This window comes from Blautia caecimuris (assembly GCF_024622975.1).
GTDB lineage: Bacteria > Bacillota > Clostridia > Lachnospirales > Lachnospiraceae > Blautia_A > Blautia_A caecimuris.
The window spans coordinates 42,076-65,702 of the sequence record NZ_JANJZT010000004.1; the positions used below are offsets into that span (position 1 = coordinate 42,076).

Consider the following 23,627-nt stretch of genomic DNA (forward strand, 5'->3'; position numbering starts at 1 on the left):
AAGGGTGACAGAAACAGCGCCAGATCGGGAAGACAGCTCCGGTTTGGCGCTGTTTTAAGCAAAGGGGTTGACATTCTGCTTTTTTCGTGTAATTAATAGGGGGATAACAGGTACGGAGGAGAAAAAAAGTGGGAAAAAATACAAAAATTTTATTTACAGATCTGGACGGAACCCTTTTAAATGATGAAAAAGAAGTAACGGCCGGCAATCAGGCTGCCATAGACAGAGCGTTGGAGCAGGGGCATAAAATTGTCGTAACCACAGGAAGGCCTCTTGCAAGCGGGCTGGATATTGCAGAGAGGATCGGTCTCACAAAGGAAGGCTGTTATGTGATCGCCTTTAACGGAGGACAGATCTATGATCCTTTTCACAAAAAAACAATTTATGGCAAAACCTTCTCAAAAGAGGTGGCGAAGCCTTTGTTTCAGGAGGCCATGGACAGAGGACTTCATATTCAGTCCTATTCGGACACTCAGGTTCTTTCTCTGAAAGAAAACCGGGAGCTGCTTTTTTATATCAGCGGATCTACAGTATCTTATAAAATTGTTCCGGATCTGGAGTCGGCATTTCCAAATGATCCGTATAAAATCCTTCTGGTAGGGCTGGATAACCGTGCAGAACTGGACAGATATCAGGAGGAATGTGTGAATCCTCTGAAGGGAACCGTAAGAGGATTCTTTTCTACAGAAAATTTTCTGGAGATCGTTCCGGACGGTGTTTCCAAGGGTGTCGCAGTAAAATGGCTCTGCGAGTATCTGGATATTCCCCTGGAAAATTCAGTGGCAGCAGGAGACGCGCCAAATGATGTGGAAATGCTGCAGGCAGCCTGTGTGGGAGCTGTGATGAAAAACGCCTACGAGGGAATGGACAGATACGCAACCTATGTGACAGAGCGGGACAACAACCATGACGGCGTGGCGGAAATTATAGAGAAGTTTATTTTAAAATAAAGAGAAGAAGTAAGACTCCCGGTGTTTTGAACACCGGGAGTTTTTGCAGTGTATATAAATGAGTGATTATTTTTGTAAAAATTGAGCCGTGTAAGTTACTCAGATTTACTTGACTTTCTGTGAAAAAAAGAGGTATATTTATAACGTAAAGAGTGAAATATACCACATAAAGGAGGTAGGCGTAAATGAGGAAAAAATTTAATTATTTAGGTTTGTTATCGCTGCTGTCCCTGGTTTCCCTTCTTGGGAGGATTACTGAAAATACCGGGCTTTATGGATTTTTGGGATTTATCTATTTTATACGGTATTTTTGGATTATACCTGATGAATTTTTCCGGCAAAATGTTCAGAAGTCTGCAACGTTTGCTTTTATGGCAGAAATGATTGCTTTTGTTCCTTTTATGTTTATATGTGCTTATATTTATGATGGAAGCAAAGCTGTAGCAACTGCATTTGCGTTGTGTTTTGCAGTTGTGATTATTGCATTTACCCTTTCTCTTGCATTTCATGAATGGAGGGAGCAGCGGGGGGCATTGAATGATTAAAAATCGAATTAAAGAATATCGTGCCAGATTCGATATGAAACAGGAAGATCTTGCGAGAATAACAGGAGTCAGGAGAGAGACTATTGGAAATCTGGAAAAAGGAAAATATAATCCGTCTCTTGTATTGGCATGGAACATTGCAAAAGCTTTTGGTGTAAGTATTGAAGAGGTTTTTACGGTAGTAGAAGATACAAATAACTAAAATATATGGAGATGATGCTTTTGGCATCATCTCTGTTTTTGTTTTAATACCCATTGACAACATATATACTGTGTGGTACGATGTATATAAAGAGGTGAGGTATATGAATATTGACGACTGGAAATCTCAGATTAAAAGAGGAACCCTGGAATTTGGAATTCTTTTAATGATCAGTCAGGAACCCTGCTACGGCTACGAGATCATCAGCAGACTGGAAAAGTGGCCGATTTTATCTGTAAAGGAAAACACTGTGTATCCCCTTTTGCGAAGGCTGCTGAAAGAGGAATATCTGTCTTCCTCCTGGCAGGAGACAACAGAGGGGCTGCCGCCCAGAAAATATTATTCGCTTACAGAAAAGGGCAGAGAATATCTGCAGTGTATGAAAACAGAATGGAAGAATCTTTTATCTGCAATTTCAGACTTGGAGGGAAAAGAAAATGGATAAAATTTTAAATGATTATCTGGAAAAAGTTGATAAATACCTGAAACCCATGAAGGTAACAGACCGGATGGACATTATAAAAGAAATTGAAAGCGACATGGCAGAGCTGAGAGAGCATGGAGGGCTTTCGGCAAATGAGATCATTGACCGGCTGGGAGAGCCCAAAAAGCTGGCGCAGGCATATCTTGGAGAAACGATCACAGAAACAAAAGGGATGAGCTTCAGAAAGCTTGGGGCAATGATAGCTTTTTACAGTATGGCAGGACTGGGCGGCATTATTATTCTTCCAGTTACCGGGATTACATCAATAGCCCTGATTCTCAGTGGTATTTTGTGTCCGCTGTGTGGGCTGGTGAAGCTGTTGGCATCCTTTGTGGGATATGACATTCCGTTTATTGGCTTTCAGCTGGGAAGCTTTTCTGCATCTCCGGCTTTGACATTGATTCTTTCGATTATTGTGGGACTTGTTTTTGCGGCAATCGGATGGGGCTTATGGCTGGTAACAAAGGCCTATATCAGAGCTGTCAGCGCCGGGTCTGAAAAAATACGGGGAAGAAAATAGAACAGTATCAGTCACTGTTTACAGGTTTGGCATGTTTATGCCAGAATCCCGGGATATACAGGGCAAAATTCCTTCGCCGAAGGTCATTTGGAAGGTGTTTTCCCTGCTCCTATACAGGTCCGGCTCTCTGTGTTATGATAATTGCAGAAGGAGGCGCTTTTATGGAACGGGAAAATCACACATATATAGCCATTGATCTGAAGTCCTTTTATGCTTCTGTGGAGTGTCGGGAGCGGGGGCTTGATCCGATGAGGACAAATCTGGTTGTGGCGGACGGCAGCCGCACACAGAAAACAATCTGTCTTGCAGTATCTCCGTCTTTAAGAGCATATGGGATTCCGGGCAGGCCAAGGCTTTTTGAAGTGGTTCAGAAGGTCAGAGCCATCAATACTATGCGAAAGAGAAAAGCGCCCGGAGGAAGTTTTTCCGGGGCTTCGTATCTGGCGCCGGAGCTGGAAGCATACCCGGAGCTTGAGCTTACCTATATTACAGCTCCGCCAAGAATGGCATTTTATATGGATTACAGCACAAGGATCTACAATATTTATCTGAAATATATAGCGCCGGAGGATATGCATGTATACTCTATTGACGAGGTGTTTATTGACGCCACTCACTATCTGAAAACCTATGGTATGACTGCCCGTGAGCTTGCAATGACAATGATCCGGGACGTGCTGCAGTCAACAGGAATCACCGCTACTGCAGGGATCGGAACAAATCTTTATCTGTGTAAGGTCGCAATGGACATTGTGGCAAAGCATATAGAACCTGATGAAAATGGTGTCAGGATCGCCGAGCTGGATGAGATGTCCTACAGGAAGCTTTTGTGGGATCATCAGCCTCTTACAGATTTCTGGAGAGTGGGAAAAGGCTACGAAAAGAAACTCAGGGCCAACGGGATTTTTACCATGGGGGATGTGGCGCGCTGTTCTGTGGGAAAGCCGGAAGATTTTTATAATGAAGAGCTCCTTTATAAGCTTTTTGGAATTAATGCAGAGCTTCTGATCGATCATGCCTGGGGATGGGAACCCTGTACCATCCAGGATATAAAAAGTTACAGACCCTCCAGCAACAGTGTAGGTTCAGGTCAGGTTCTCACCTGCCCCTACAGCTTCGAAAAAGCCAGACTGGTGATCCGGGAAATGGCAGACCTTCTGGCCCTGGATCTTGTTGACAAGCGTCTGGTAACAGACCAGCTGACCCTTACAGTGGGATATGATATTGAGAATCTGAAGAATCCGGAGAAAAAATACAGCGGGGAAGTAACCACGGACCGTTATGGAAGAAAAATCCCCAAACATGCGCACGGAACCATTAATCTGAAACAGCAGACTTCTTCTGCAAAAAAAATCGTAACTGCTGTGATGGAGCTTTACGACAGGATCATGGACAGAGAGCTTCTGATAAGAAGAATGTATCTGGCAGCCAACAAAGTGGTTCCGGAGGAAATGATACAGGAGGAAACTTTTGAACAGCTTGATCTCTTTACGGATTATGCGGCGCTGGAAAAGCAGAAGCAGCAGGAAGAGGCTGTGCTGGAGCGGGAACGCAAAATGCAGGAAGCCATGCTGGATATTAAGAAAAAATTCGGGAAGAATGCAATTCTGAAGGGAATGAATCTGCAGGAGGGTGCTACGGCCAGAGACAGAAATTCCCGGATCGGAGGTCATAAGGCTTAGGCGGCTCTCCGTTCTGATAAAAAGGAGGGCAGGAATGAAAAATTATTTTGGTGAAACACATAAATATGACGATATCATCAACCTTCCCCACCATGTGTCCGGGACACATCCTCAGATGCCGGTGGAGGACCGGGCAGCCCAGTTTGCTCCCTTTGCCGCACTGACCGGATATGGAGCGGCCATTAAGGAAACAGAAAGATATACAGAAAAGAGAATACAGCCGGATGAGGAGAGCGTGGAGATTTTAAACAGACGGCTTGAATTTATCCGGGAGCATATCAGTGAGAAGCCGGAGGTTACGGTCACATATTTTCAGCCCGACCTGAAAAAAGAAGGCGGAAAGTATATGACAGTCACTGGCACTGTAAAAAAGATCGACACGTTCAGACACCGGATGCTTCTGAAGGATGAAACAGAAATTCCTTTTGAAAATCTCTGGGAAATTGTTTTCCAGGAAAAATAAAAAGATTATCACATTGAAGATAAATCTGTCATCTGACAGTGGTTTTATCAGAAATTCCATCAGAAATTCATCTCTGGACGGAAAAATTCAGCCTTTACGGATGAGAGGATATTCTGTATACTATACTAAAAAGGTCAATAAAAGGAGGAAATACTTATGCTGGAAATTGGCACAAAAGCGCCGGCGTTCGAACTGCCGGATCAGAATGGAGAAATGCATACGCTTGAGGAATATAAAGGGAAAAAAGTGATTCTTTATTTTTATCCCAGAGATAATACACCGGGATGCACAAAGCAGGCATGCGGCTTTGGAGAGCTTTATCCTCAGTTTACAGAAAAAGGGGCGGTTGTTCTGGGTGTAAGTAAAGACAGCGTGGCATCCCATAAGAAATTTGAGACAAAATATGAGCTTCCGTTTACTTTGCTGTCAGATACAGAGCTTTCCTGTATTCAGGCATATGATGTGTGGAAAGAAAAAAATATGTACGGCAAAAAAACAATGGGCGTGGTGCGTACCACATATTTAATTGATGAACAGGGAATCATTGTTAAGACCTTTGGAAAGGTGAAGGCTGCAGATAATCCGGCGCAGATGCTGGGAGAGCTGTAACATGAAGATCATTATATCTCCTGCGAAAAAAATGAATGTGGATACAGATACCTATCAGGTAACAGGGCTTCCGGTATTCCTTGAAGATACAAAGCTTCTCATGGATGAAATCAAAAGTCTTACGTTTGCTCAGGCAAAGGAACTGTGGAAATGCAATGACAGGCTGGCGCAGCTGAATTATGACCGTTTCAGGAGTATGGACGTAGAACGCTGCCTGACTCCGGCAGTCCTTACCTATGAGGGACTTCAGTACCAGCATATGGCTCCGGAAATTTTTACGGAAGGAGCCCTTGCCTACATAGACAGACATTTGCGTATTTTATCGGGATTTTATGGAGTGCTGAAGCCTTTTGACGGAGTGACGCCCTATCGTCTGGAGATGCAGGCAAGATTATCTGTAAAAGGAAAAAAGGATCTGTATGATTTCTGGGGAGACCGGCTGTACAGGGAACTGACAGAGGGAGGCCGCCTGATTATAAATCTGGCCTCCAGAGAGTATTCAAAGGCTGTGGAAAAATACCTGGAGCCAAAGGACCGGTTTCTGACAGTGGAGTTTGGCCAGCTTAAGGACGGAAAGGTGAAACAGAAGGCAACTCTGGCAAAGATGGCGCGGGGAGAAATGGTCCGGTTTATGGCAGAAAATAATGTCTGTGATCCGGAAGATATAAAAAATTTCCGGGCGCTGGGCTTCCGGTACAGCAAAGAACGGTCAGACAAAAATAAAATGATATTTTTGGCGGAACAGGATAAGAAATAAGATGATCTCAACTTTTATGCAATAAGAATCAAGGACATATGATAGTTCTGTATATTCTGACATTGCAGGAAAACAGAATAATGTAATATTTAAGGACAGATACAGAGCGGTCAGCGCTTCTGTATCTGTTTTTTCTTTATGATAAATTAACATCCCTTGTCCGGAGTTTAATACCGACTTTATAAAAACTTGTATACAATGTCTGAGAACAGAAAAAGGGGTTACTGTGAACGAAATGAGAAGTAAGAAATGAGGGGTTCTCAGGAGCGTCCCTGCATGTGCAGAAAAAAGAGCACAGAGAGGAGAGGATTATTATGATGGATATTCTGATGATAGCGGTTCTTCTTGGCTGTTTTGGCCTTGTGAAGCTGTTTGCGGATTTCTGTGAATCGCAGGTGAATCCGAAAGAAAAATAAGAGGAAAGGCGGAGTAAGATTATGATAGCATTGGGGATTATCATTCTGGCGCTTGGAGGCTATCTTGTATACGCGCTGATATATCCGGAAAAGCTGTAAAAATTTACAGATCTGTTCAGAGAATGTTGGATTTTAATTTATGTCAAAAGGGAGAGCAACAGGAGGAGAAAAATGTTACAGATCATTCTTACGCTGGCAATTTTCCTGATACTTGTGATTCCCATGGGAAAGTACATGTATCACATTGCCACAGAACAAAAAACTTTTGCAGATAAAGTTTTTAATCCAATCGATCATTTGATATATAAAATCTGCGGTATCAAAAATGAGGATATGGGATGGAAAAAATATGCCCTTACTCTGGTAACTGCAAATGCTGTGATGGTTTTTGTGGGATACCTGATCCTCAGAATTCAGAATCTTCTGTTTCTGAATCCAAATGGCATTGAAGGAATGGAGTCAAGTCTTTCCTTTAATACGATCATCAGTTTTATGACAAACACCAACCTGCAGCATTATTCCGGTGAAAGCGGACTTTCCTATGCAGCGCAGATGTGTGTCATCATTTTTATGATGTTCACTTCAGCAGCCAGCGGTTATGCGGCCTGCATGGCATTCTGCAGAGGACTTTCCGGAAGAAAGCTGGGGAATTTTTACAGAGATATGGTAAGGATCACAACCAGGATCCTGATCCCGGTATCTTTTATAGTAGGTCTGATCCTGGTAAGCCAGGGAACACCGCAGACACTGATGCAGAACTTTACAGTGGAAACGATTGAAGGAAAATATCAGGACTTGGCAATGGGACCGGTAGCGGCGCTTGAATCCATCAAGCATCTGGGAACAAACGGCGGAGGTTTCTTCGGGGCAAACTCAACCACACCATTTGAGAATCCTACTGTGATCTCCAATATGGTTGAAATGCTTTCCATGATGATTCTTCCGGGAGCCTGTATCGTAACCTTTGGCCATATGCTTAATGACCGGAAGAAAAACAAAGTAAAGGCAACAGCTGCAGCAGTGGCACCTGCAAAGAAAAAAATCCTTATGGGACGTCAGGGCGCTGTAGTATTTGGCGCAATGGCAATCCTCTTTATGGTCGGACTGCTGTTATGCTACAACTCAGAGATGGCAGGAAATCCTGTGATCGGTGAAATGGGAATCGACCAGAGCGCAGGAAGCATGGAAGGAAAAGAGGTCCGTTTCGGAACTGCCCAGTCCTCCCTGTTTACCACAGTAACCACATCTTTTACCACAGGTACGGTAAACAACATGCATGATACACTGACTCCTCTTGGCGGTCTGGTGCCAATGCTTCATATGATGCTGAACTGTGTGTTTGGCGGCAAGGGCGTAGGACTTATGAACATGGTTATGTATGTGATCCTGGCAGTGTTTATCTGCGGCCTTATGGTTGGACGTACACCGGAATATCTGAATAAAAAAATTGAAGGAAAGGAAATGAAGCTGGTAGCAATTGTAATTCTGATCCATCCGCTTCTGATCCTTGGTTTTTCCGCACTGGCAGTTGCGGTTTCCGGAGGACTGGATGGTATTACAAATCCCTCGTTCCACGGACTGAGCCAGGTATTGTATGAATATGCTTCCTCGGCAGCAAACAATGGTTCCGGTTTTGAGGGACTGGCTGATAACAGTGTATTCTGGAATGTTACAACAGGAATTGCAATGTTCTTTGGAAGGTATATTGCTATTGTAGCGCAGCTTGCAATTGCCGGTTCCCTTCTGGCCAAGAAGAGAGTGAATGAATCCATTGGTACACTGAGAACTGACAATGTTGTATTTATGATCGTTCTTGTATTTATTGTATACATCTTTGCAGCACTGACCTTCTTCCCGGCTCTTGCACTGGGACCGATCGCGGAGCATCTGTCGCTGTGGATGTAATAGATGCAGAAAAAAGGAGAAGAGAAACATGGCTAAGAAGGAAAAAACAAAATTCATTACTCCGGATATTCTGAAAACTTCTATTATTGGAGCATTCCAGAAACTGGATCCAAGATATATGATCAAAAATCCGGTAATGTTTGTTGTTGAGATTGGATTTATTATCACTTTGATTCTGACATTCTTTCCTACAATGTTTGGAGGAAATGCAGAGTACAGAATTTATAATGGAATTGTAACAGTGATTCTTTTTGTGACGGTGCTGTTTGCAAACTTTGCAGAATCTGTTGCAGAGGGACGTGGAAAAGCCCAGGCAGCTTCTCTGAAAAAAACAAAACAGGACACAAAGGCGCGAGTACTTCTTTCCAATGGACAGGAAAAAACAATCAATGCGTCTGAACTGAAAAAAGGCGATATTGTTCTTGTAAAAATGGGAGAGGTAATCCCCAATGACGGTGAGGTTATTGAAGGAATCGCTTCTGTAGACGAATCTGCTATTACAGGAGAATCTGCTCCTGTAACAAGAGAAGCCGGCGGAGATTTTTCCTCTGTAACAGGTGGAACTACTGTAGTATCTGACTGGTTGAAAATAAAAATTGTTGCTGAGCCGGGTGAATCTTTTCTGGATAAGATGATTTCTCTTGTAGAAGGTGCATCCAGACAGAAAACGCCAAATGAGATTGCCCTGAACACGCTTCTGATCGTACTGACCCTGATCTTCCTGATCGTTGTGGTAACTCTTTATCCGTTTGCAAATTACCTTAGAGTGGAGATTCCGGTATCATGGGCAATTGCTTTGATGGTATGCCTGATTCCAACTACTATTGGAGGACTTCTTTCTGCAATCGGTATTGCAGGTATGGACCGTGTGACCCGTTTTAATGTTATAGCAATGTCGGGTAAAGCTGTGGAAGCCTGCGGTGATGTGGATACCATGATTCTTGACAAAACAGGAACAATTACTTTTGGCAATCGTCTTGCGGCAGAATTTTATCCGGTGGAAGGTGTGGATAAGAAAGATCTGATCAGATACAGTGTTCTGTCTTCTCTGCTTGACGGAACTCCGGAAGGAAAATCCACAGTTGACCTGGGCAAAAAGATGGGATGTGATCCGGACAGTCTGAACACAGAAGGAATGGAATTTGTAGAATTTACCGCTCAGACAAAAATGAGCGGGGCTGACTGTAAAGATGGAACCATCATCAGAAAAGGCGCATACGAGGCAATTAAAACATTTGTACAGGAAAAGGGAGGAGAGATTCCTTCTGACCTGGAAGGCATTGTAACAGAAGTTTCCAACCTTGGCGGAACTCCTCTGGTTGTATGTGTAGATGCCAAAATTTACGGAGTTATTTATTTGAAGGATACAGTTAAGCCGGGACTGGTAGAGAGATTTGAGCGTCTTCGTGAAATTGGTATCAAAACTATTATGTGTACCGGTGATAACCCTCTGACAGCGGCAACCATTGCAAAGGAAGCCGGAGTGGACGGATTTATTGCAGAGTGCCGTCCTGAGGATAAAATTACAGCCATTAAAAAAGAGCAGGCAGAAGGTAAGCTGGTAGCCATGACAGGTGACGGAACCAATGACGCTCCGGCTCTTGCTCAGGCAGATGTAGGTCTTGCCATGAACTCAGGAACCCAGGCGGCAAAGGAAGCCGCAAACATGGTGGATCTGGATTCTGACCCCACTAAGATCCTTGAGGTAGTGGAGATCGGAAAGCAGCTTCTGATCACAAGAGGATCTCTGACAACCTTCAGTATTGCTAATGATATTGCAAAATATTTTGCTATTATCCCGGCAATGTTTACACTGGTCCTGCCACAGATGCAGATTTTGAATATCATGCATCTGGCTACTCCGGCAAGCGCCATTCTTTCCGCACTGATCTTTAATGCGATCATTATTCCGGCGCTGATCCCCATTGCCATGAAGGGAGTCAAATATAAACCTATGAAAGCAGAAAGACTTCTTCTCAGAAATATGGGTGTGTATGGACTTGGCGGAATTATCGTCCCGTTTGTGGGAATCAAGCTGATAGATCTGATTGTAGCTCCAATGCTTGCAATGATTGGAATGTAGGAGGAATGTTTCATGAAAAAGTTTGGAAAAATGCTGGGAAAGGCATTTGTATTCTGTATAGTGATGATTGTGCTCTGTTCATTTGTCTATCCCCTCGCCCTGACAGGTGTGAGTCAGCTGACCATGAAGAATAATGCCAATGGAAATCTGATCGACAAAAATGGAGAACCGACCAATAATATAGAAGAAGCTGTGGGTTCCGAACTGGTAGGCCAGGATTTTACAGAGGATTATTTTTTCAGAGGAAGAGTTTCTTCTGTAAATTATAATACATACACAGAGGAGCAGAAAGAAAACGGCGAGTATACAGGCGTATCTTCAGGAAGCTTTAACTATGCGAACTCCAATCCTGAACTGGAAAAAAGAATTCAGGAAGATCTGGATGAGTTTCTGGAAACTCATCCCGGAGTAAAAAGGGAGGATATTCCTTCTGATCTTCTGACTGCTTCCGGTTCCGGACTTGATCCCCATATCAGCCCGGAGGCGGCGCAGGTTCAGGTTGCGGCAGTAGCTGAAAATTCTGGCCTTTCCGAGCAGGAAGTACAGGACATTGTAAAAGAGAACACAGAGCATAAGGTACTTGGGATTTTTGGAGAAGAAAGAGTAAATGTGCTGAAATGCAACCTTGACATTGCAGGCGCAATGGGACTGATCTGACAGAAAGAAGAGGGCAGAATGGAAGATATAAGACCTGATTCAGAATATCTGTTAAAAAAGCTTCAGTATGAGGAAGAGCAGAAGCTGAAAAAAAATAAAGGGAAGCTGAAGATTTTCCTGGGATATGCGGCAGGCTCCGGCAAAACCTATACGATGCTGGAAGCGGCCCATGAGGCAAAAAAACATAACATAGATGTGGTGGCCGGGTATATTGAACCTCATGACAGGCCGGATACACGCAGACAGGCGGAGGGGTTAGAAACCATTCCGCCTCTTGTGGTAGAATATAAAGGGGTAAAGCTCCGGGAATTTGATCTTGACCGTGCTCTGGAGCGGAAACCTCAGCTGATTCTTGTAGATGAACTGGCTCACACCAATGCAGCCGGCTGCAGAAATGAAAAACGGTATCAGGATGTAAAAGAGCTTCTGCGGGCAGGGATTGACGTTTATACCACCATTAACATTCAGCATCTGGAAAGCCTGAATGATCTGGTGGGATCGATTACTCATATAGAGGTCAGGGAAAGGATTCCGGACAGTGTATTTGACCATGCGGATCAGGTGGAGGTCATTGATATTGAGCCGGAAGAACTTCTGGACCGGATGAAAGAGGGAAAGATTTACAAGCCGGTGCAGGCAGAACGCGCCATGAACCATTTTTTTAAAAGAGAGAAGCTTGCGGCTCTTCGTGAAATTACCCTGAGACGCACAGCGGACCGTGTAAACCGTATTGCAGAAGAGGAGCGGAATATTACAGGGGCTATGGATTACCATACAGGCGAACATATTCTTGCCTGCATTTCCGCCGCGGAGTCAAGCGCAAAGGTCATCCGGTCAGCGGCCCGTCTTGCCTATGCCTTTCGCGGGCAGTTTACAGGGCTTTACGTGGAAACACCTGCCATGCAGGAAGCTAATGAAAAGACGAAACAGAGTGTGCGGAGAAATATGGAGCTTGCCCGGGCTCTGGGAGCAAAAATCGTTACAGTGTATGGTTCTGATATTGGCAGCCAGGTTGCAGAATATGCAATGGTAAGCAATGTTTCGAAGGTGGTTCTTGGAAGGACAAACCACAGATTTTTTATGCGAAAGCCAATGGCGGAGGTACTGGAAAAATTGAACAGTATGGCTCCCAACATTGACGTATATATTATCCCGGATATGAAAAACAGAAAGGCTGCAGGAAAATACGGTCACAGAGAAGGGCGCAGAAAGGCAGAAAATGCAGGAATGCAGGCATTGTGGGAATTTGGACTGATCAATATAATTCTGGTTCTTACTACGATCGCAGCCTGGATTCTCCAGAAATTTCACCTTCCGGAATCCAATATCATTATGGTGTATATTCTGGGAGTGCTGCTGTCGTCCTACATATCTGACAAAAAAATCTATGCGGTTTATTCGTCCCTGTTCAGTGTGCTTGCCTTTAATTTTTTATTTACAGAACCGTATTTTTCTCTGAAGGCTTATGATAAAGGATATCCCACCACTTTTGCAATGCTGTTTATTGTGGGGCTTTTTACAGCGTCCCAGACAAGAAAGCTGAAGCTTCAGAACAAAGAAAGTGTAAAAAAGGCTTACCGGACAGAGATTCTTCTGGAAAACAGCCAGAAGCTCCGCCGATGCAAATCCGAAAAGGAGGTCTGGCAGCAGGCGGCGGCCCAGGTGGAAAAGCTTCTGGATCTGTCTCTTGTGATCTATCCGGTAAATAAAGACGGGCTTCTGGGAGAGGCAATGCTGTTTCCCCGTCAGGGAACAGAAAAAACCAGTCTGGAACCTTTGCTGACTTCTCAGGAAAAAGCGGTGGCAAAATGGGTGGCAGCCAATCACCACCGGGCAGGAGCCTGTACTCATACTCTGTCAACAGCAAAAGCTATGTATTTGCCTGTTCAGGATGAGGAAAATGTGAAGGGTGTCATGGGGATTTTCCTGGAGGAACGCAGACAGATCCAGGAGTTTAAGTACGGGCTTCTGATCGCTATGCTCAATGAAACAGGAGTAAAACTGAAGGATCGGTTTTGATTCTGCTACTTCTGACAGCTTCTGTATGCGTTTATAGCCTTGCGGATCAGATCGTTGAATTTATCAGCGTCCCAGGCTGCCCGGCCGGTAAAGAGACCGTCAATAGAGGGCTGTATGATCAGTTCCTCTGCATTATCGGAATTAACACTGCCTCCGTAGAGAACAGGAATCTGCTCAGAAGCTTCACAGAACAGCTCTCTCAGGGTTTCTTTTATGATTTTGTGCATGGATTCCGCGTAGTCCGGAGTGGCGGGAGTGCCATTTATTCCGATAGACCATACAGGTTCATAGGCGATCCATAATTTGTGAAGCTGATCGGAAGGAATTCCGTGGAGGCCGATTTTAAGCTGAGACCGGAGAACTTCCGGGCTGATCCCATAGTCTTTTTGTTCCTGAGTTTCCCCGATGCATAATAAAGCAGTAAAGCCGTGTTTTAATGCGGCTTTTATTTTTTTGTTTTCTTCAATGTCTGTTTCTCCGAATACATGTCTTCGCTCGGAGTGGCCTGCCATTACAAGTCCAAGTCCAAGCTCTTTTAACATCAGTGGTGATATTTCACCGGTAAACTGTCCCTGGTCCTCCCAACACATATTCTGGGCGCCCAGAAGAATCTGGTTCTGATCGGTGCATGCTGCAGCCTGTTCCAGAGCAGTGAAAGATGGAATAATAAAAAGCTGAATATCGTCTCTGCTTATATCGCTTGTATTTTGCGTCAGTTTTGCGAGGTATTCCACAGTATCTCTGACGTTTTTATACATTTTCAGATTGCTTCCAAAATAAAGTTTTTTATTCATAATGATAATCCTCCTGATGGAATTTTTCTTTTGTTTTGGCTTTATTATATGATTGTAAAAAACGAAAAGCAATTAGGAGAAATGTAGTAAATAATGATTGAAATGAAAGAAAACGAAAATACGAAATGAAACAAAAGAAATAAAGGCATTATATTGTGCAAAATGTACAAAAATACAAATGAAAAAGTGAATATAAATAACGAAAAGTAAACATATACTTGATTTTGTGAAAAAAGTGAGTTAAGATTAGAACATGAAAACGACGGAAATCAAAATAAAAATAAACAAATAACGAAAATTAAATGAAAGGAAAACTGATTAAAATGAAAAGTGAATTTAAGCCTGTAACGGCAGTTACAATGGGAGATCCGGCTGGAATAGGACCGGAAATAGTGGTAGGAACTATGCTTGATAAGGAACTGTATGATTCCTGTAAAATGTTCGTAATCGGAAGTATTGCAATTTTGGACAGAGCGGCAAAAGTTCTTGGCAAAGAACTGAAATACAATAAAATTTCCAGTCCGGAGGAAGCAAAATACGAATATGGGGTTGTTGATGTTCTGGAAACAGGTGATTATGACACAGATTCTATTAAATGGGGCGAGGTTCAGGAGCTTGCAGGACGTATGGCTGTTGACTGGATTATGAAATCAATTGAGCTTGGAATGGAAGGAAAGGTAGATGCAGTATCCACGGCTCCAATCCACAAACGTGCAATCAAGCTTGTGGGAGTGAAAGAACCCGGGCATACGGAAATTTATCAGAATGTAACCAAATCTCCTTATGCACTTACAATGTTTTCCTGCCATAAGCTGAGAGTATTTTTTGTAAGCAGGCACATGTCTCTGGTGGATGCGGTGCATTTTGCTACAAAAGACGTTGTGCTGGAATTTATTGAAAATATTGATAAAGAACTGAGGAACGTAGGAATTGACAATCCATGTATAGCAGTTGCGGGTATTAACCCTCATAACGGAGATAACGGACTTTTTGGAAGGGAAGAAATTGATGAATTGGAGCCGGCAGTAAAGGCGGCTCAGGAGAAGGGGATCAATGCAGTGGGCCCATGCCCGGCAGATTCGGTATTTCATATTGGAAAGAGCGGAAAATTTGATGCGATTCTTTCCATGTATCACGATCAGGGACATATTGCATGTAAGACCTTTGATTTTCAGAAATCAGTAACCATTACATGGGGACTTCCGTTTATCAGGGGATCTGTAGACCATGGAACAGCTTTTGATATTGCGGGAAAAGGAATTGCAGACTGTGTAAGCCTGATCGAGTCCACAAAGGTATGTGTGGAATATGCAGTACGTAAGCACGAAAGAGAAACAAAGAAGTAAAGCAATACAGAGAAGGGAAGAATGTTATGCCGATTATAGGTGCAGTTGCAGACGATCTGACAGGGGCAACCACTACAGGGGTGTTGCTTGCAAGGTCAAAAGCGAAAACAGCAGTGTTTTTTAATGAAGAAGCAGCAGAAAAGGCAGAGGGTGCAGAAAATCTGGATGCTATTCTGGTAAGCAGCAATTCACGCCCGCTTCCGGCAGATGAAGCCTATGAAAAGGTAAAATCAGCTACCCTTGCGTTAAAAAGAATGGGGGTAAAATATTTTTCCAAAAGAATAGATACTACGCTTCGTGGCGGAGTGGGAACAGAGATAGATGCCATGCTGGATCAGTTAGATGAAAATGCGATAGCAGTTGTGGTTCCTGCCATGCCTCAATCCAGAAGGATACTGGTAGGCGGTTATTCTATCATAGATGGAGTTGCTTTGATCAATACTCCGGTAGCTCAGGACGTGCGTACTCCGGTAAAAGAAAATTACATGCCAAGACTTCTGGAAGGACAAACCAGAAGAAAAGTGGGACTTGTTACTCTCGACTATATTCTGAAGGGCCGGGAGGACACAGAAAAAAGACTGATGGAAGTACGTAAAGAAGGCTGCAAGGTTATTGTAGTTGATGCGATTACTCTTGAAGATGTTGAAACGATTGCAGACGCCTGCATTGCTTTGAATTGGAATGTGGTTGCAGTAGATCCGGGACCGTTTACAGCTAAAATGGCCTACAGGCGAGGGTTGATCGGGATTGAGGAACCTGATATACCGGACGAAAAAGAGCAACCTGGAAAAACAGTGCTTGTTGCAGCCGGAAGCGCAACTCCGGTCACAAAAAAACAGATGGAGGTCCTTTGTGAGGATCCCCGCCATGTAAGGATCAGTGTGAATCCGGTTCCTTTGATAAATGGAGGAGAAGAAGCTTTAGAGGAAGCACTTAAAGCAGTGAATACTGCAGCCGATATGATGAAAGCCCAAAAGGCACCCAGAGCGATCCTGTTTGAGACAGCTCTTCATGGAGAACTTCTGAATCTGGAAGAAGAGGATCGGAAACACGGTTATGCGGACGGAATGAGCGCCAATCGTATCAATGCAGGTCTGGGAACAATTATTTCCCGTCTTATGGAAGAGGTGGGAAGAGAAAAAATAGCCGGACTTTACACAACAGGCGGAGATACTATGGTGAACGTGTGCTATCAGCTTGGAGTGGAATGCATTCAGGTAATAGATTATGTAATTCCTCAGGCAGATATAGGAAGACTGGTGGGAAGCTATGACGGGCTTCCGGTAATCGGAAAAGGTGGTCTGACCGGAAATGACCATACAGCCTGTGATATTGTAGATCGTTTGTTTAAAGAAGCAGAAAGAAAATAAAGGAGGAAACAGAAAATGAAGCTGGCAATTGGATGTGATGAAGCAGCATATGCTTTAAAGGTGGAAATCATGAAGCATCTGGACGAGATTGGTGTGGAGTATAAGGACTTCGGAGCTGACAAGGGAGAAATAGTCTTATATCCGGATGTGGCCAAAACAGTTGCTGAGGCTGTGGCAGCAGGTGAATTTGAACGTGGGATTCTTGTATGTGGAACAGGAATTGGCATGGCTATTACAGCAAATAAGGTTCCGGGGATCCGGGCAGCAGTGTGTCATGATCCGTTTTCTACAGAGAGATCCAGAAAAAGTAATGATGCGCAGATCATGTGCATGGGGGAGCGTGTGATCGGCGTGGAGCTTGCGAAATATCTGGTAGATATCTGGCTGAAATGTGATTTTGCAGGGGGCGGATCTGCTCCTAAGGTTGAACGTATTATGGAAGTAGAGCGTTCCTATCACTAAGCGAAAAAAGGAGAATGGTATTATGGGTGAAAACAAAGAAAAAAACAAAAAAGAACCAAAAGATCTTGATCTTTTAAATAAGATGAAAAACCTGCCCGGAGGGCTTGTTATTATACCTCTGGTTATTGCGGTTCTGCTTGCAACCTTTGTTCCGCAGGTATTTCAGATCGGAGGGTATGTAACTGCTTTGTTTTATGAAGGAAATTCCTGTATGATGGGATTCTTCCTGATTGTGTGCGGTTCTATGATCAATGTAAAACAGGTGGGTATGCCTCTTTATAAGGGCGCGATTATGACAGGCGTAAAATTTGCGCTGGGTGTTGCTGTTGGCGTTCTTGTAGGAACGATCTGCGGACCAGAAGGATTCCTGGGAATTGCACCTTTTGTTCTGATTGCAACAATTACAAATTCCAACGGCTCGCTGTATATTTCCCTTTCTTCTCAGTTCGGAAATGCCACAGATACCGGAGCGATTTCCATTCTGTCTCTGAATGACGGACCGTTTTTTACACTGATCGCCCTGGGCGCTACAGGACTTGCCAATATTCCGATTAAATCACTGATTGCAGTTCTGATTCCTCTTCTGATCGGTTTTGTCTGGGGTAATCTGGATAAAGGCTTTCGTGATGCATGTAAAACCGCACAGCCAATTGTCACTTTCTTTATGACTATTTCAATTGGCGCAAAGACAGATGTAAAGACAATTTTGACAGCGGGAGCGTCAGGAATCGTTCTGGGTCTGATTTCAGCAGCGACAGCAGTATTGTTTTTCTTTATTATCAATCTGCTTCTTCCAAAAAAAGAAAGAAATGCAATGGGAGCAGCGATTGGAACTACAGCTTTAAATTCTGCAATGACACCGGCTGCAGTAGCGGAAGCAGATCCCAGTATGGCGCAGTACACAAGTATGGCAACTGCACAGTGCGCCACAGCTTCTATTATTACTTTGTTCCTTTGTCCGTTTATTACAGCGGCATTTGACAAATATATGATGAATCATAAGAAAGGTATCTACAGCCCGGAAGGATGGGCATACGAAAAAGCACTTGCCGCAGAACAGAAATAGGTTATTGTATATAAGTCCTTTTGTATGTTAAAATATAAAAGGACTTTTTACAAAACTTTTCTTAATTTAGAAAGGATTGTGAAAAGCTCATGAAAAAAATAACAGTTCATATGACAAAAGAGGCGCTATTTGACTTTCTTCTGTTTCACGCTTATTCGAAATTCAGCGGATTTCTGGTGAATATTCTGGGTCTTGCTGTTGCGTTTATGGGGATCATTCTGTATATATCAGATAAAGCCAGCACGTTGAACCTTTGTTTTTATCTTGGAGCTGCATTCCTGTTTCTGGGATATACACCGTTACAGCTAAAAAGAAGAGCGGCAGGTCAGATGAAGATAAATCCACAGTACGCACAGGATGTAGATTATACCTTTTCTGATGAGGGGATTCTGATGGAACGTGGAAATATGCAGGAAACCTATCAGTGGAGCAAGATTCAGAAGGCTGTTGTGACTCCGAAAACAATTGGGATTTATTATGAGCCGGAGCGTGCTCTGATTATACCTAAACAGGATTTTGGAGAGCAGTTTACAGGTATATTTCAGTTGATTGCCATGAATCTGGGAGCATCCAGGCTTCAGATGAGATAGAAGAGTTGTTTTCGAATGAGTCCGGAATGATAGCGTCTGTTTGTAAGCAGTATTGAGGGTGGGAAAATGCAGGAACGCAGACGAATAATATTACAGAGACTGGAAGAGTATGGCTCAGTAAAAGTAAATGAATTGAGCAGTGAGTTTGGATGCTCAGAAGTAACGATTCGGTCGGATATCCGGGCGCTGGAAAAGGAGGGAAAGCTTTCCAGAACGCATGGAGGCGCTGTGAGAAAAGAAGAGGAAGGCGGTGTGATCCATTATCGCGCAGAAAGCCTTTATCGAAATGTGGAATTAAAAAAGCAGATTGCGGCCTGTGCTTATGAATTTATTGAAGACAGAGATACTATTATTATAGATGATGCATCTACCAGTTTTTATCTGGCTGTTTATATAAAAGAACATCCGGAAAAGCACCTGGCAATAGTAACAAATTCGCTGCTGGCAGCCAATGAGCTTTCAGGGCTTTCTCATGTGGAACTTTTTATGGTGGGCGGACACGTTGGAGGTCATCTTGCAGCAACCATGGGAGAGATCGCTGAGGACAGTATGGCAAAGTTCCATGTAGACAAGGCTTTTATTGGTGTCCACAGCATTAATTTTGATGCAGGACTTACATCCATTGCCACGCCTCAGATGCAGGTAAAGCAGGCAATTATGAAAACAACGGATAAAGTGTTTGTACTTGCAGACAGTACAAAATTTGGCGGAGGTTATCTTTCAATTATCTGCCCTATTAAATCTGTGTATAAAATCATTACAGACCAGCAAGTCTCGAAGCAGAATGTCATACGGGCAGAAAGAGAAAGTGTTCCGTTGGTAATTGCTAAAAGGCCGGAGTAGTTTTCAATGATGTCACAAAAATATATTTGGTAAAGTAACAGGTTCTGCTGAGAAAAGCAGCAGATTTTCTTGACAAGTGAAAAGACTGGTGTTATATTACATATAGAACAAAGAGGCAGGGGGATGCTGCAATAACTTGCCGGCATCTCCTTTTTGCAGGACTTGTGAACCGGAGGTGGCATAATGGCGAAAAGAGACTATTATGAGGTCCTTGAAGTGGGCAGAAATGCTGATGAAAAGGAAATCAAAAGAGCATACAGAAAACTTGCCAAGCAGTATCATCCGGATATGAACCCGGGAGATAAGAAGGCAGAACAGAAATTTAAAGAAATCACAGAGGCCTATAATGTTCTCAGTGATACGGAAAAGAAGAAATTATACGATCAGTTTGGATTCGCTGCATTTGAGGAAGGCTTTTCGGCAGAAAATGCAGGGGGATTTTCTGGGCGTGGAAATGGCTTCGGAGGCTTTGATTTCGGCCGGGACGGAAACGGCGCTTATCGGGAATATCATTTTGAAAACGGTAACATGGATGATATTTTTGGGGATATCTTCGGCGATATGTTTCATGGTCAGGGTGGACGCACCGGAAGAGGCCGGGCAGGCTTCGGAAGCGGTTTTTCCGGAAATTCCGGCTTCCGGGGGTATCAGGACTTCGGAGGCAGACAGGGTACAGGACGGGGCAGCGACCTGCGCTCAGAGGTCAGTGTCAGCTTTAAAGAAGCTGTGTTCGGATGTGACAGAATGCTGCAGCTTTCTGATCCAAATGGAAAAGCCCAGAAGCTTCAGGTGCATATTCCGGCAGGAATTGAGGATGGAAAGAGCATTCGCCTGAAGGGGAAGGGAAATCCCGGATACGGAGGCGGAGCATCAGGCGATCTTTTTTTGAAGGTTCATGTGGAACCGGAAACCGGATGGGAGAGAAAAGGTCAGGATATTTATACGATAGCAGAAATTCCTTTTATGACAGCAGTGCTGGGAGGAGAAGCGAAATTTTCTACTTTGTACGGAGATGTGATGTGCAGGATTCCGGCCGGAACTCAGTGCGGCGGAAAAATCCGGCTGAGAGGAAAAGGGGTTCCTTCCATGCAGAATCCTTCTGTAAAAGGCGACCAGTATGTGACCATACAGATCCAGGTGCCAAAGGCGGTAAGTAGAGAGGCGGCCCAGAAACTGAAAGAATACGGAATGGCAATGGACAGAAGCTGTTCAGGCAGACGGGGAAGCGCAGTATAAAGCGCTTCCTTTTTGGCTTCTCAGTATAAAGCAAAACATACTTTTCAAATACTGGCTGTCATTTTATAATAGAGAAAATGCTATGTTTGCTGTAATGTGACAGTGATCAGATGTGTTTAGACTTGCTTTGATGAGGGATGTATTTATGAAACTGAGTATGTGGATGATCGCAAATCGTATCTGCGCTTTGGAACCGGAACTCTATATTGAAGAGGATGCGCCTATCTGTCTTAGAAGTGCACGCATGGCCTATGCAACAGACTGTGTTCATGTATATCAGTCAGGAGCAGACGCAGTGTGTCAGGGGATCGGAGGAAAAATTGTTCTCAGGGATATGGACTGCCAGCAGGCCTTTGAAATCATTCAGAGTGTTTTTGATATTTATGATGACTGGATCAGCGGTTTGCTGCCGGTTGCAGGGACAGAGGATTATCAGAGGATCGTAGATGAAAGCCGGCAGATTTTTCAGAATCCTGTTATATTCCTGGATGGGGACAACAGAGTTCTTGCTCTCAGCTCCCAGTATGGGGAAAAGGACATTGACAGGGAGTGGGAGCATCTGTGCAGATACGGCTACAGTTCCCTGGACTATATTCAGAAGTTCCGCAGAACATATTCGCAGAATGATTTTTATATTAAAAATAAGGCGCAGCTGTTTTCTTTCGGACCGGAGCTGGATAACTGTGTTACTATGTCAGTGGCAGTTTATTATGATAATCTGTTTTGCGGGAGAATCAATGTTCTGGAAACAGACCGGAAGCTGAATCTGGGAGACATACAGATTCTGGAAATCCTTGCCAGTCATTTGTCTCCGTATCTTGGAGCTATGCGTTACCGGCAAAATCAGGATTTTCATCAGAATATTTTTCAGGATCTTCTGCAAAAGCAGAATATTCCTGCTACGGTACTGGAAGAGCGGCTGCACTGGCAGCTGGGATATATGAAATGGAAGCCGGAAGATTTATTCTGTCTTTTGACGCTTCATCCGGAAAGAAAAGATTTTTCACCGGATCTTCTGATTCTGGCCGGGAATCAGCTTCGGAAGCTTTTTCCCCAGACCAGTGTCTTTACTATGGAAGATCATATTGTTATGGTCTGTGATCAGGAAAAAAACGCAATGGAGAATCTGTTTGCTGTTTTACGCGAGTATCTGCTGGTGAATCATTTTGCTGCGGGAATGAGCCTGCCTTTCAGACGCCTGGAAAAGCTCAGATATTACCATCAGCAGGCTCTGGCAGCAGTTTCTTATGGGCAGAGAGAAAACAGAAAATCCTCTGTCTGTGATTTTTATGATTATGCGCTTTCTTATATTATTGAGATTTCAGATCAGGAGGCGCTTATCTGCGCCTGTCATCCGGATATTCTGGCGCTTGCGGAAGAAGACTCAAAAAATCACGGAGACAGGCTGAATACGTTGTGTACTTATCTGAATATGGAACGTTCTCTGCTGAACACAGCAAAAGCTCTTTATATTCATCGTAATACTTTAGTGTACCGTATTACGAAAATTATTGATTCACTTCATTATGATATAGAAGATGTGTACTGCAGAGATTATATGAAGATGACCTTCCGTATTCTGAAGCTTTTTTCAAGGCTATAATCTGGAATACAGTTCAAGACTGTAATTGTATACCTCTTCTTCAAAGACGCGGAATATGCGTTCATCGTTGCAGGAGGTGCTGAAGACAACTCCGCTTCCGTCATTGGCCTGTGCGCCGTATTCGTCTACAAAGCTTCGCGCATAGGCTCTGATCTCATCATCTGTTTTGTCCAGATCATTCATAATATAAGGATCTGCTTTCAGTTCTACAGTTACACGGCTGCCGTATTTTTTCAGAATTCCTTTAATGTCGTTGATCGGCTGGATTTCCAGTGCATCGGCCTCCAGTCCTTCTACGATATAAGGAATAAAACGGTCGATTTTGCCGCAGTTGTGGAACTGGACAAGAACTCCCTTGTCATGGATGGCATCAAATATTTTTTTAGTAGGCTCAAAGAGCAGATCTTTTAATACATCTTCTGAGAAAAAAGCATCTCTGGCTGTACCCCAGTCATCATTGTAAATAACGTAATCGAAATGATAACGTTCATACATCCGTTCAAAAATTTCAATTTTATAATCTGCCATTTTCATAAAAAAAGCTTTGCTGGCTTCCGGTTCCGTGAGAAGATCAATCAGCGCGGTTTCAAAATCCAGGAAAATATGCATTCTCTCAAACAGACCGTTTCCGTAAGGGGTTGCCAGAGCAAGCTGGGGCTTCCGCACAAAGGTGTCTAAACCGGCATCCCAGTCGCAGGCATTCATATCCGGCCACTTTATTTTTTCTTCCCACTGGGTAATGTCATCAAGCATTCCCGGCACAGGAGTAGGGGTGCCAAAGGCTTCCGAAAAAGTATACTGGACACCGAACCAGTCATCTGTGGCAGAGGTCATACTGCGGGGCATATCCTGATTTGCAGGACAGAGAGCAAACTGGGTAGATCTGTATTGGTGAGGCATCCAAGCCGGTTTTTCGTGCCGGAAAGCCTTCAGAAGATTTTCACGCTGACTAATGGGATAGCCGGGATCAAACGGGGGCATGGGCTTGGACAGCGCAGGTATTTTAATATCAGACAGCTTCATAT

Annotated in this window: 25 protein-coding genes; 23 read left to right on the plus strand and 2 right to left on the minus strand. The window is 43.7% G+C overall.

Annotated elements, in window-relative coordinates:
* Positions 1 to 128 precede the first annotated feature (128 nt).
* From NSA57_RS03945 to NSA57_RS04010, 15 genes are all read left to right on the plus strand, one after another.
* Complete coding sequence (locus tag NSA57_RS03945) at positions 129 to 950, plus strand: Cof-type HAD-IIB family hydrolase (RefSeq protein ID WP_178709713.1); 822 nt, start codon at positions 129 to 131, stop codon at positions 948 to 950.
* Positions 951 to 1,135: 185 nt separating this feature from the next.
* On the plus strand, positions 1,136 to 1,495 hold the full coding sequence (locus NSA57_RS03950; RefSeq protein ID WP_138270147.1) for a DUF3796 domain-containing protein: 360 nt from the start codon (positions 1,136 to 1,138) through the stop codon (positions 1,493 to 1,495).
* The gene (locus NSA57_RS03955; protein WP_147598557.1) at positions 1,488 to 1,697 is read left to right on the plus strand and encodes a helix-turn-helix transcriptional regulator; all 210 of its coding nucleotides are present in this window, start codon (positions 1,488 to 1,490) and stop codon (positions 1,695 to 1,697) included. Before NSA57_RS03950 ends, NSA57_RS03955 begins: the two co-directional genes overlap by 8 nt.
* A gap of 103 nt (positions 1,698 to 1,800) precedes the next feature.
* Positions 1,801 to 2,142, plus strand: a complete 342-nt coding sequence (locus tag NSA57_RS03960; RefSeq protein WP_147598555.1) for a PadR family transcriptional regulator — start codon at positions 1,801 to 1,803, stop codon at positions 2,140 to 2,142.
* Positions 2,135 to 2,701, plus strand: a complete 567-nt coding sequence (locus NSA57_RS03965) for a DUF1700 domain-containing protein (RefSeq protein WP_147598554.1) — start codon at positions 2,135 to 2,137, stop codon at positions 2,699 to 2,701. The genes NSA57_RS03960 and NSA57_RS03965 overlap by 8 nt, the downstream gene beginning before the upstream one ends.
* Before the next feature lie 161 nt (positions 2,702 to 2,862).
* Positions 2,863 to 4,383, plus strand: coding sequence for a Y-family DNA polymerase (locus NSA57_RS03970; protein WP_257464088.1), 1,521 nt, complete (start codon positions 2,863 to 2,865; stop codon positions 4,381 to 4,383).
* Positions 4,384 to 4,417: 34 nt separating this feature from the next.
* On the plus strand, positions 4,418 to 4,846 hold the full coding sequence (locus NSA57_RS03975; RefSeq protein WP_022068167.1) for a YolD-like family protein: 429 nt from the start codon (positions 4,418 to 4,420) through the stop codon (positions 4,844 to 4,846).
* A 156-nt stretch (positions 4,847 to 5,002) separates the two neighbouring features.
* A complete protein-coding gene (gene bcp, locus NSA57_RS03980; RefSeq protein ID WP_147598551.1) occupies positions 5,003 to 5,455 on the plus strand; it encodes a thioredoxin-dependent thiol peroxidase in 453 nt (150 codons plus the stop codon).
* A gap of 1 nt (position 5,456) precedes the next feature.
* Positions 5,457 to 6,212 carry a peroxide stress protein YaaA gene (yaaA, locus tag NSA57_RS03985; RefSeq protein WP_257464089.1) on the plus strand — a complete coding sequence of 252 codons (756 nt, stop codon included), beginning with the start codon at positions 5,457 to 5,459 and terminating at the stop codon, positions 6,210 to 6,212.
* 278 nt (positions 6,213 to 6,490) lie between these two features.
* The gene (locus NSA57_RS03990; protein WP_173751781.1) at positions 6,491 to 6,628 is read left to right on the plus strand and encodes a hypothetical protein; all 138 of its coding nucleotides are present in this window, start codon (positions 6,491 to 6,493) and stop codon (positions 6,626 to 6,628) included.
* 21 nt (positions 6,629 to 6,649) lie between these two features.
* Complete coding sequence (kdpF, locus tag NSA57_RS19905; RefSeq protein ID WP_138270196.1) at positions 6,650 to 6,727, plus strand: K(+)-transporting ATPase subunit F; 78 nt, start codon at positions 6,650 to 6,652, stop codon at positions 6,725 to 6,727.
* Between the two features lie 72 nt (positions 6,728 to 6,799).
* Positions 6,800 to 8,533, plus strand: coding sequence for a potassium-transporting ATPase subunit KdpA (locus tag NSA57_RS03995; protein WP_257464090.1), 1,734 nt, complete (start codon positions 6,800 to 6,802; stop codon positions 8,531 to 8,533).
* 28 nt (positions 8,534 to 8,561) lie between these two features.
* A complete protein-coding gene (gene kdpB / locus NSA57_RS04000; protein WP_257464092.1) occupies positions 8,562 to 10,616 on the plus strand; it encodes a potassium-transporting ATPase subunit KdpB in 2,055 nt (684 codons plus the stop codon).
* Between the two features lie 12 nt (positions 10,617 to 10,628).
* Positions 10,629 to 11,273 carry a potassium-transporting ATPase subunit KdpC gene (gene kdpC / locus NSA57_RS04005; RefSeq protein ID WP_257464093.1) on the plus strand — a complete coding sequence of 215 codons (645 nt, stop codon included), beginning with the start codon at positions 10,629 to 10,631 and terminating at the stop codon, positions 11,271 to 11,273.
* An 18-nt stretch (positions 11,274 to 11,291) separates the two neighbouring features.
* Positions 11,292 to 13,292 (plus strand): DUF4118 domain-containing protein, encoded by a 2,001-nt coding sequence (locus tag NSA57_RS04010; RefSeq protein WP_257464094.1) that lies wholly within the window; start codon positions 11,292 to 11,294, stop codon positions 13,290 to 13,292.
* Positions 13,293 to 13,297: 5 nt separating this feature from the next.
* Here the strand turns inward: NSA57_RS04010 and tpiA are convergent, their stop codons facing one another.
* The gene (gene tpiA / locus NSA57_RS04015) at positions 13,298 to 14,086 is read right to left on the minus strand and encodes a triose-phosphate isomerase (RefSeq protein WP_147598545.1); all 789 of its coding nucleotides are present in this window, start codon (positions 14,084 to 14,086) and stop codon (positions 13,298 to 13,300) included.
* A 323-nt stretch (positions 14,087 to 14,409) separates the two neighbouring features.
* Here tpiA and pdxA point away from each other — a divergent pair, with 323 nt between their 5' ends.
* The 8 genes from pdxA to NSA57_RS04055 all read left to right on the plus strand — a co-directional run bounded on the left by pdxA (position 14,410) and on the right by NSA57_RS04055 (position 22,602).
* Entirely contained in the window at positions 14,410 to 15,432 is a 1,023-nt protein-coding gene (pdxA, locus tag NSA57_RS04020) for a 4-hydroxythreonine-4-phosphate dehydrogenase PdxA (protein ID WP_257464096.1), read from the plus strand.
* Positions 15,433 to 15,458: 26 nt separating this feature from the next.
* Positions 15,459 to 16,802, plus strand: a complete 1,344-nt coding sequence (locus tag NSA57_RS04025) for a four-carbon acid sugar kinase family protein (protein WP_257464097.1) — start codon at positions 15,459 to 15,461, stop codon at positions 16,800 to 16,802.
* Positions 16,803 to 16,817: 15 nt separating this feature from the next.
* Positions 16,818 to 17,264, plus strand: coding sequence for a ribose 5-phosphate isomerase B (rpiB, locus tag NSA57_RS04030; RefSeq protein WP_147598543.1), 447 nt, complete (start codon positions 16,818 to 16,820; stop codon positions 17,262 to 17,264).
* A gap of 22 nt (positions 17,265 to 17,286) precedes the next feature.
* The gene (locus NSA57_RS04035; RefSeq protein WP_147598542.1) at positions 17,287 to 18,330 is read left to right on the plus strand and encodes a 2-keto-3-deoxygluconate permease; all 1,044 of its coding nucleotides are present in this window, start codon (positions 17,287 to 17,289) and stop codon (positions 18,328 to 18,330) included.
* A gap of 89 nt (positions 18,331 to 18,419) precedes the next feature.
* Entirely contained in the window at positions 18,420 to 18,920 is a 501-nt protein-coding gene (locus NSA57_RS04040; protein WP_147598541.1) for a YcxB family protein, read from the plus strand.
* A gap of 66 nt (positions 18,921 to 18,986) precedes the next feature.
* On the plus strand, positions 18,987 to 19,763 hold the full coding sequence (locus NSA57_RS04045) for a DeoR/GlpR family DNA-binding transcription regulator (RefSeq protein WP_147598540.1): 777 nt from the start codon (positions 18,987 to 18,989) through the stop codon (positions 19,761 to 19,763).
* A gap of 183 nt (positions 19,764 to 19,946) precedes the next feature.
* Positions 19,947 to 20,999, plus strand: coding sequence for a DnaJ C-terminal domain-containing protein (locus tag NSA57_RS04050; protein WP_301910508.1), 1,053 nt, complete (start codon positions 19,947 to 19,949; stop codon positions 20,997 to 20,999).
* A gap of 145 nt (positions 21,000 to 21,144) precedes the next feature.
* The gene (locus NSA57_RS04055; RefSeq protein ID WP_257464098.1) at positions 21,145 to 22,602 is read left to right on the plus strand and encodes a PucR family transcriptional regulator; all 1,458 of its coding nucleotides are present in this window, start codon (positions 21,145 to 21,147) and stop codon (positions 22,600 to 22,602) included.
* Here the strand turns inward: NSA57_RS04055 and NSA57_RS04060 are convergent.
* Positions 22,597 to 23,625 (minus strand): uroporphyrinogen decarboxylase family protein, encoded by a 1,029-nt coding sequence (locus tag NSA57_RS04060; protein WP_147598537.1) that lies wholly within the window; start codon positions 23,623 to 23,625, stop codon positions 22,597 to 22,599. The two genes, NSA57_RS04055 and NSA57_RS04060, sit on opposite strands and share 6 nt — an antisense overlap.
* Positions 23,626 to 23,627: the final 2 nt, after the last annotated feature.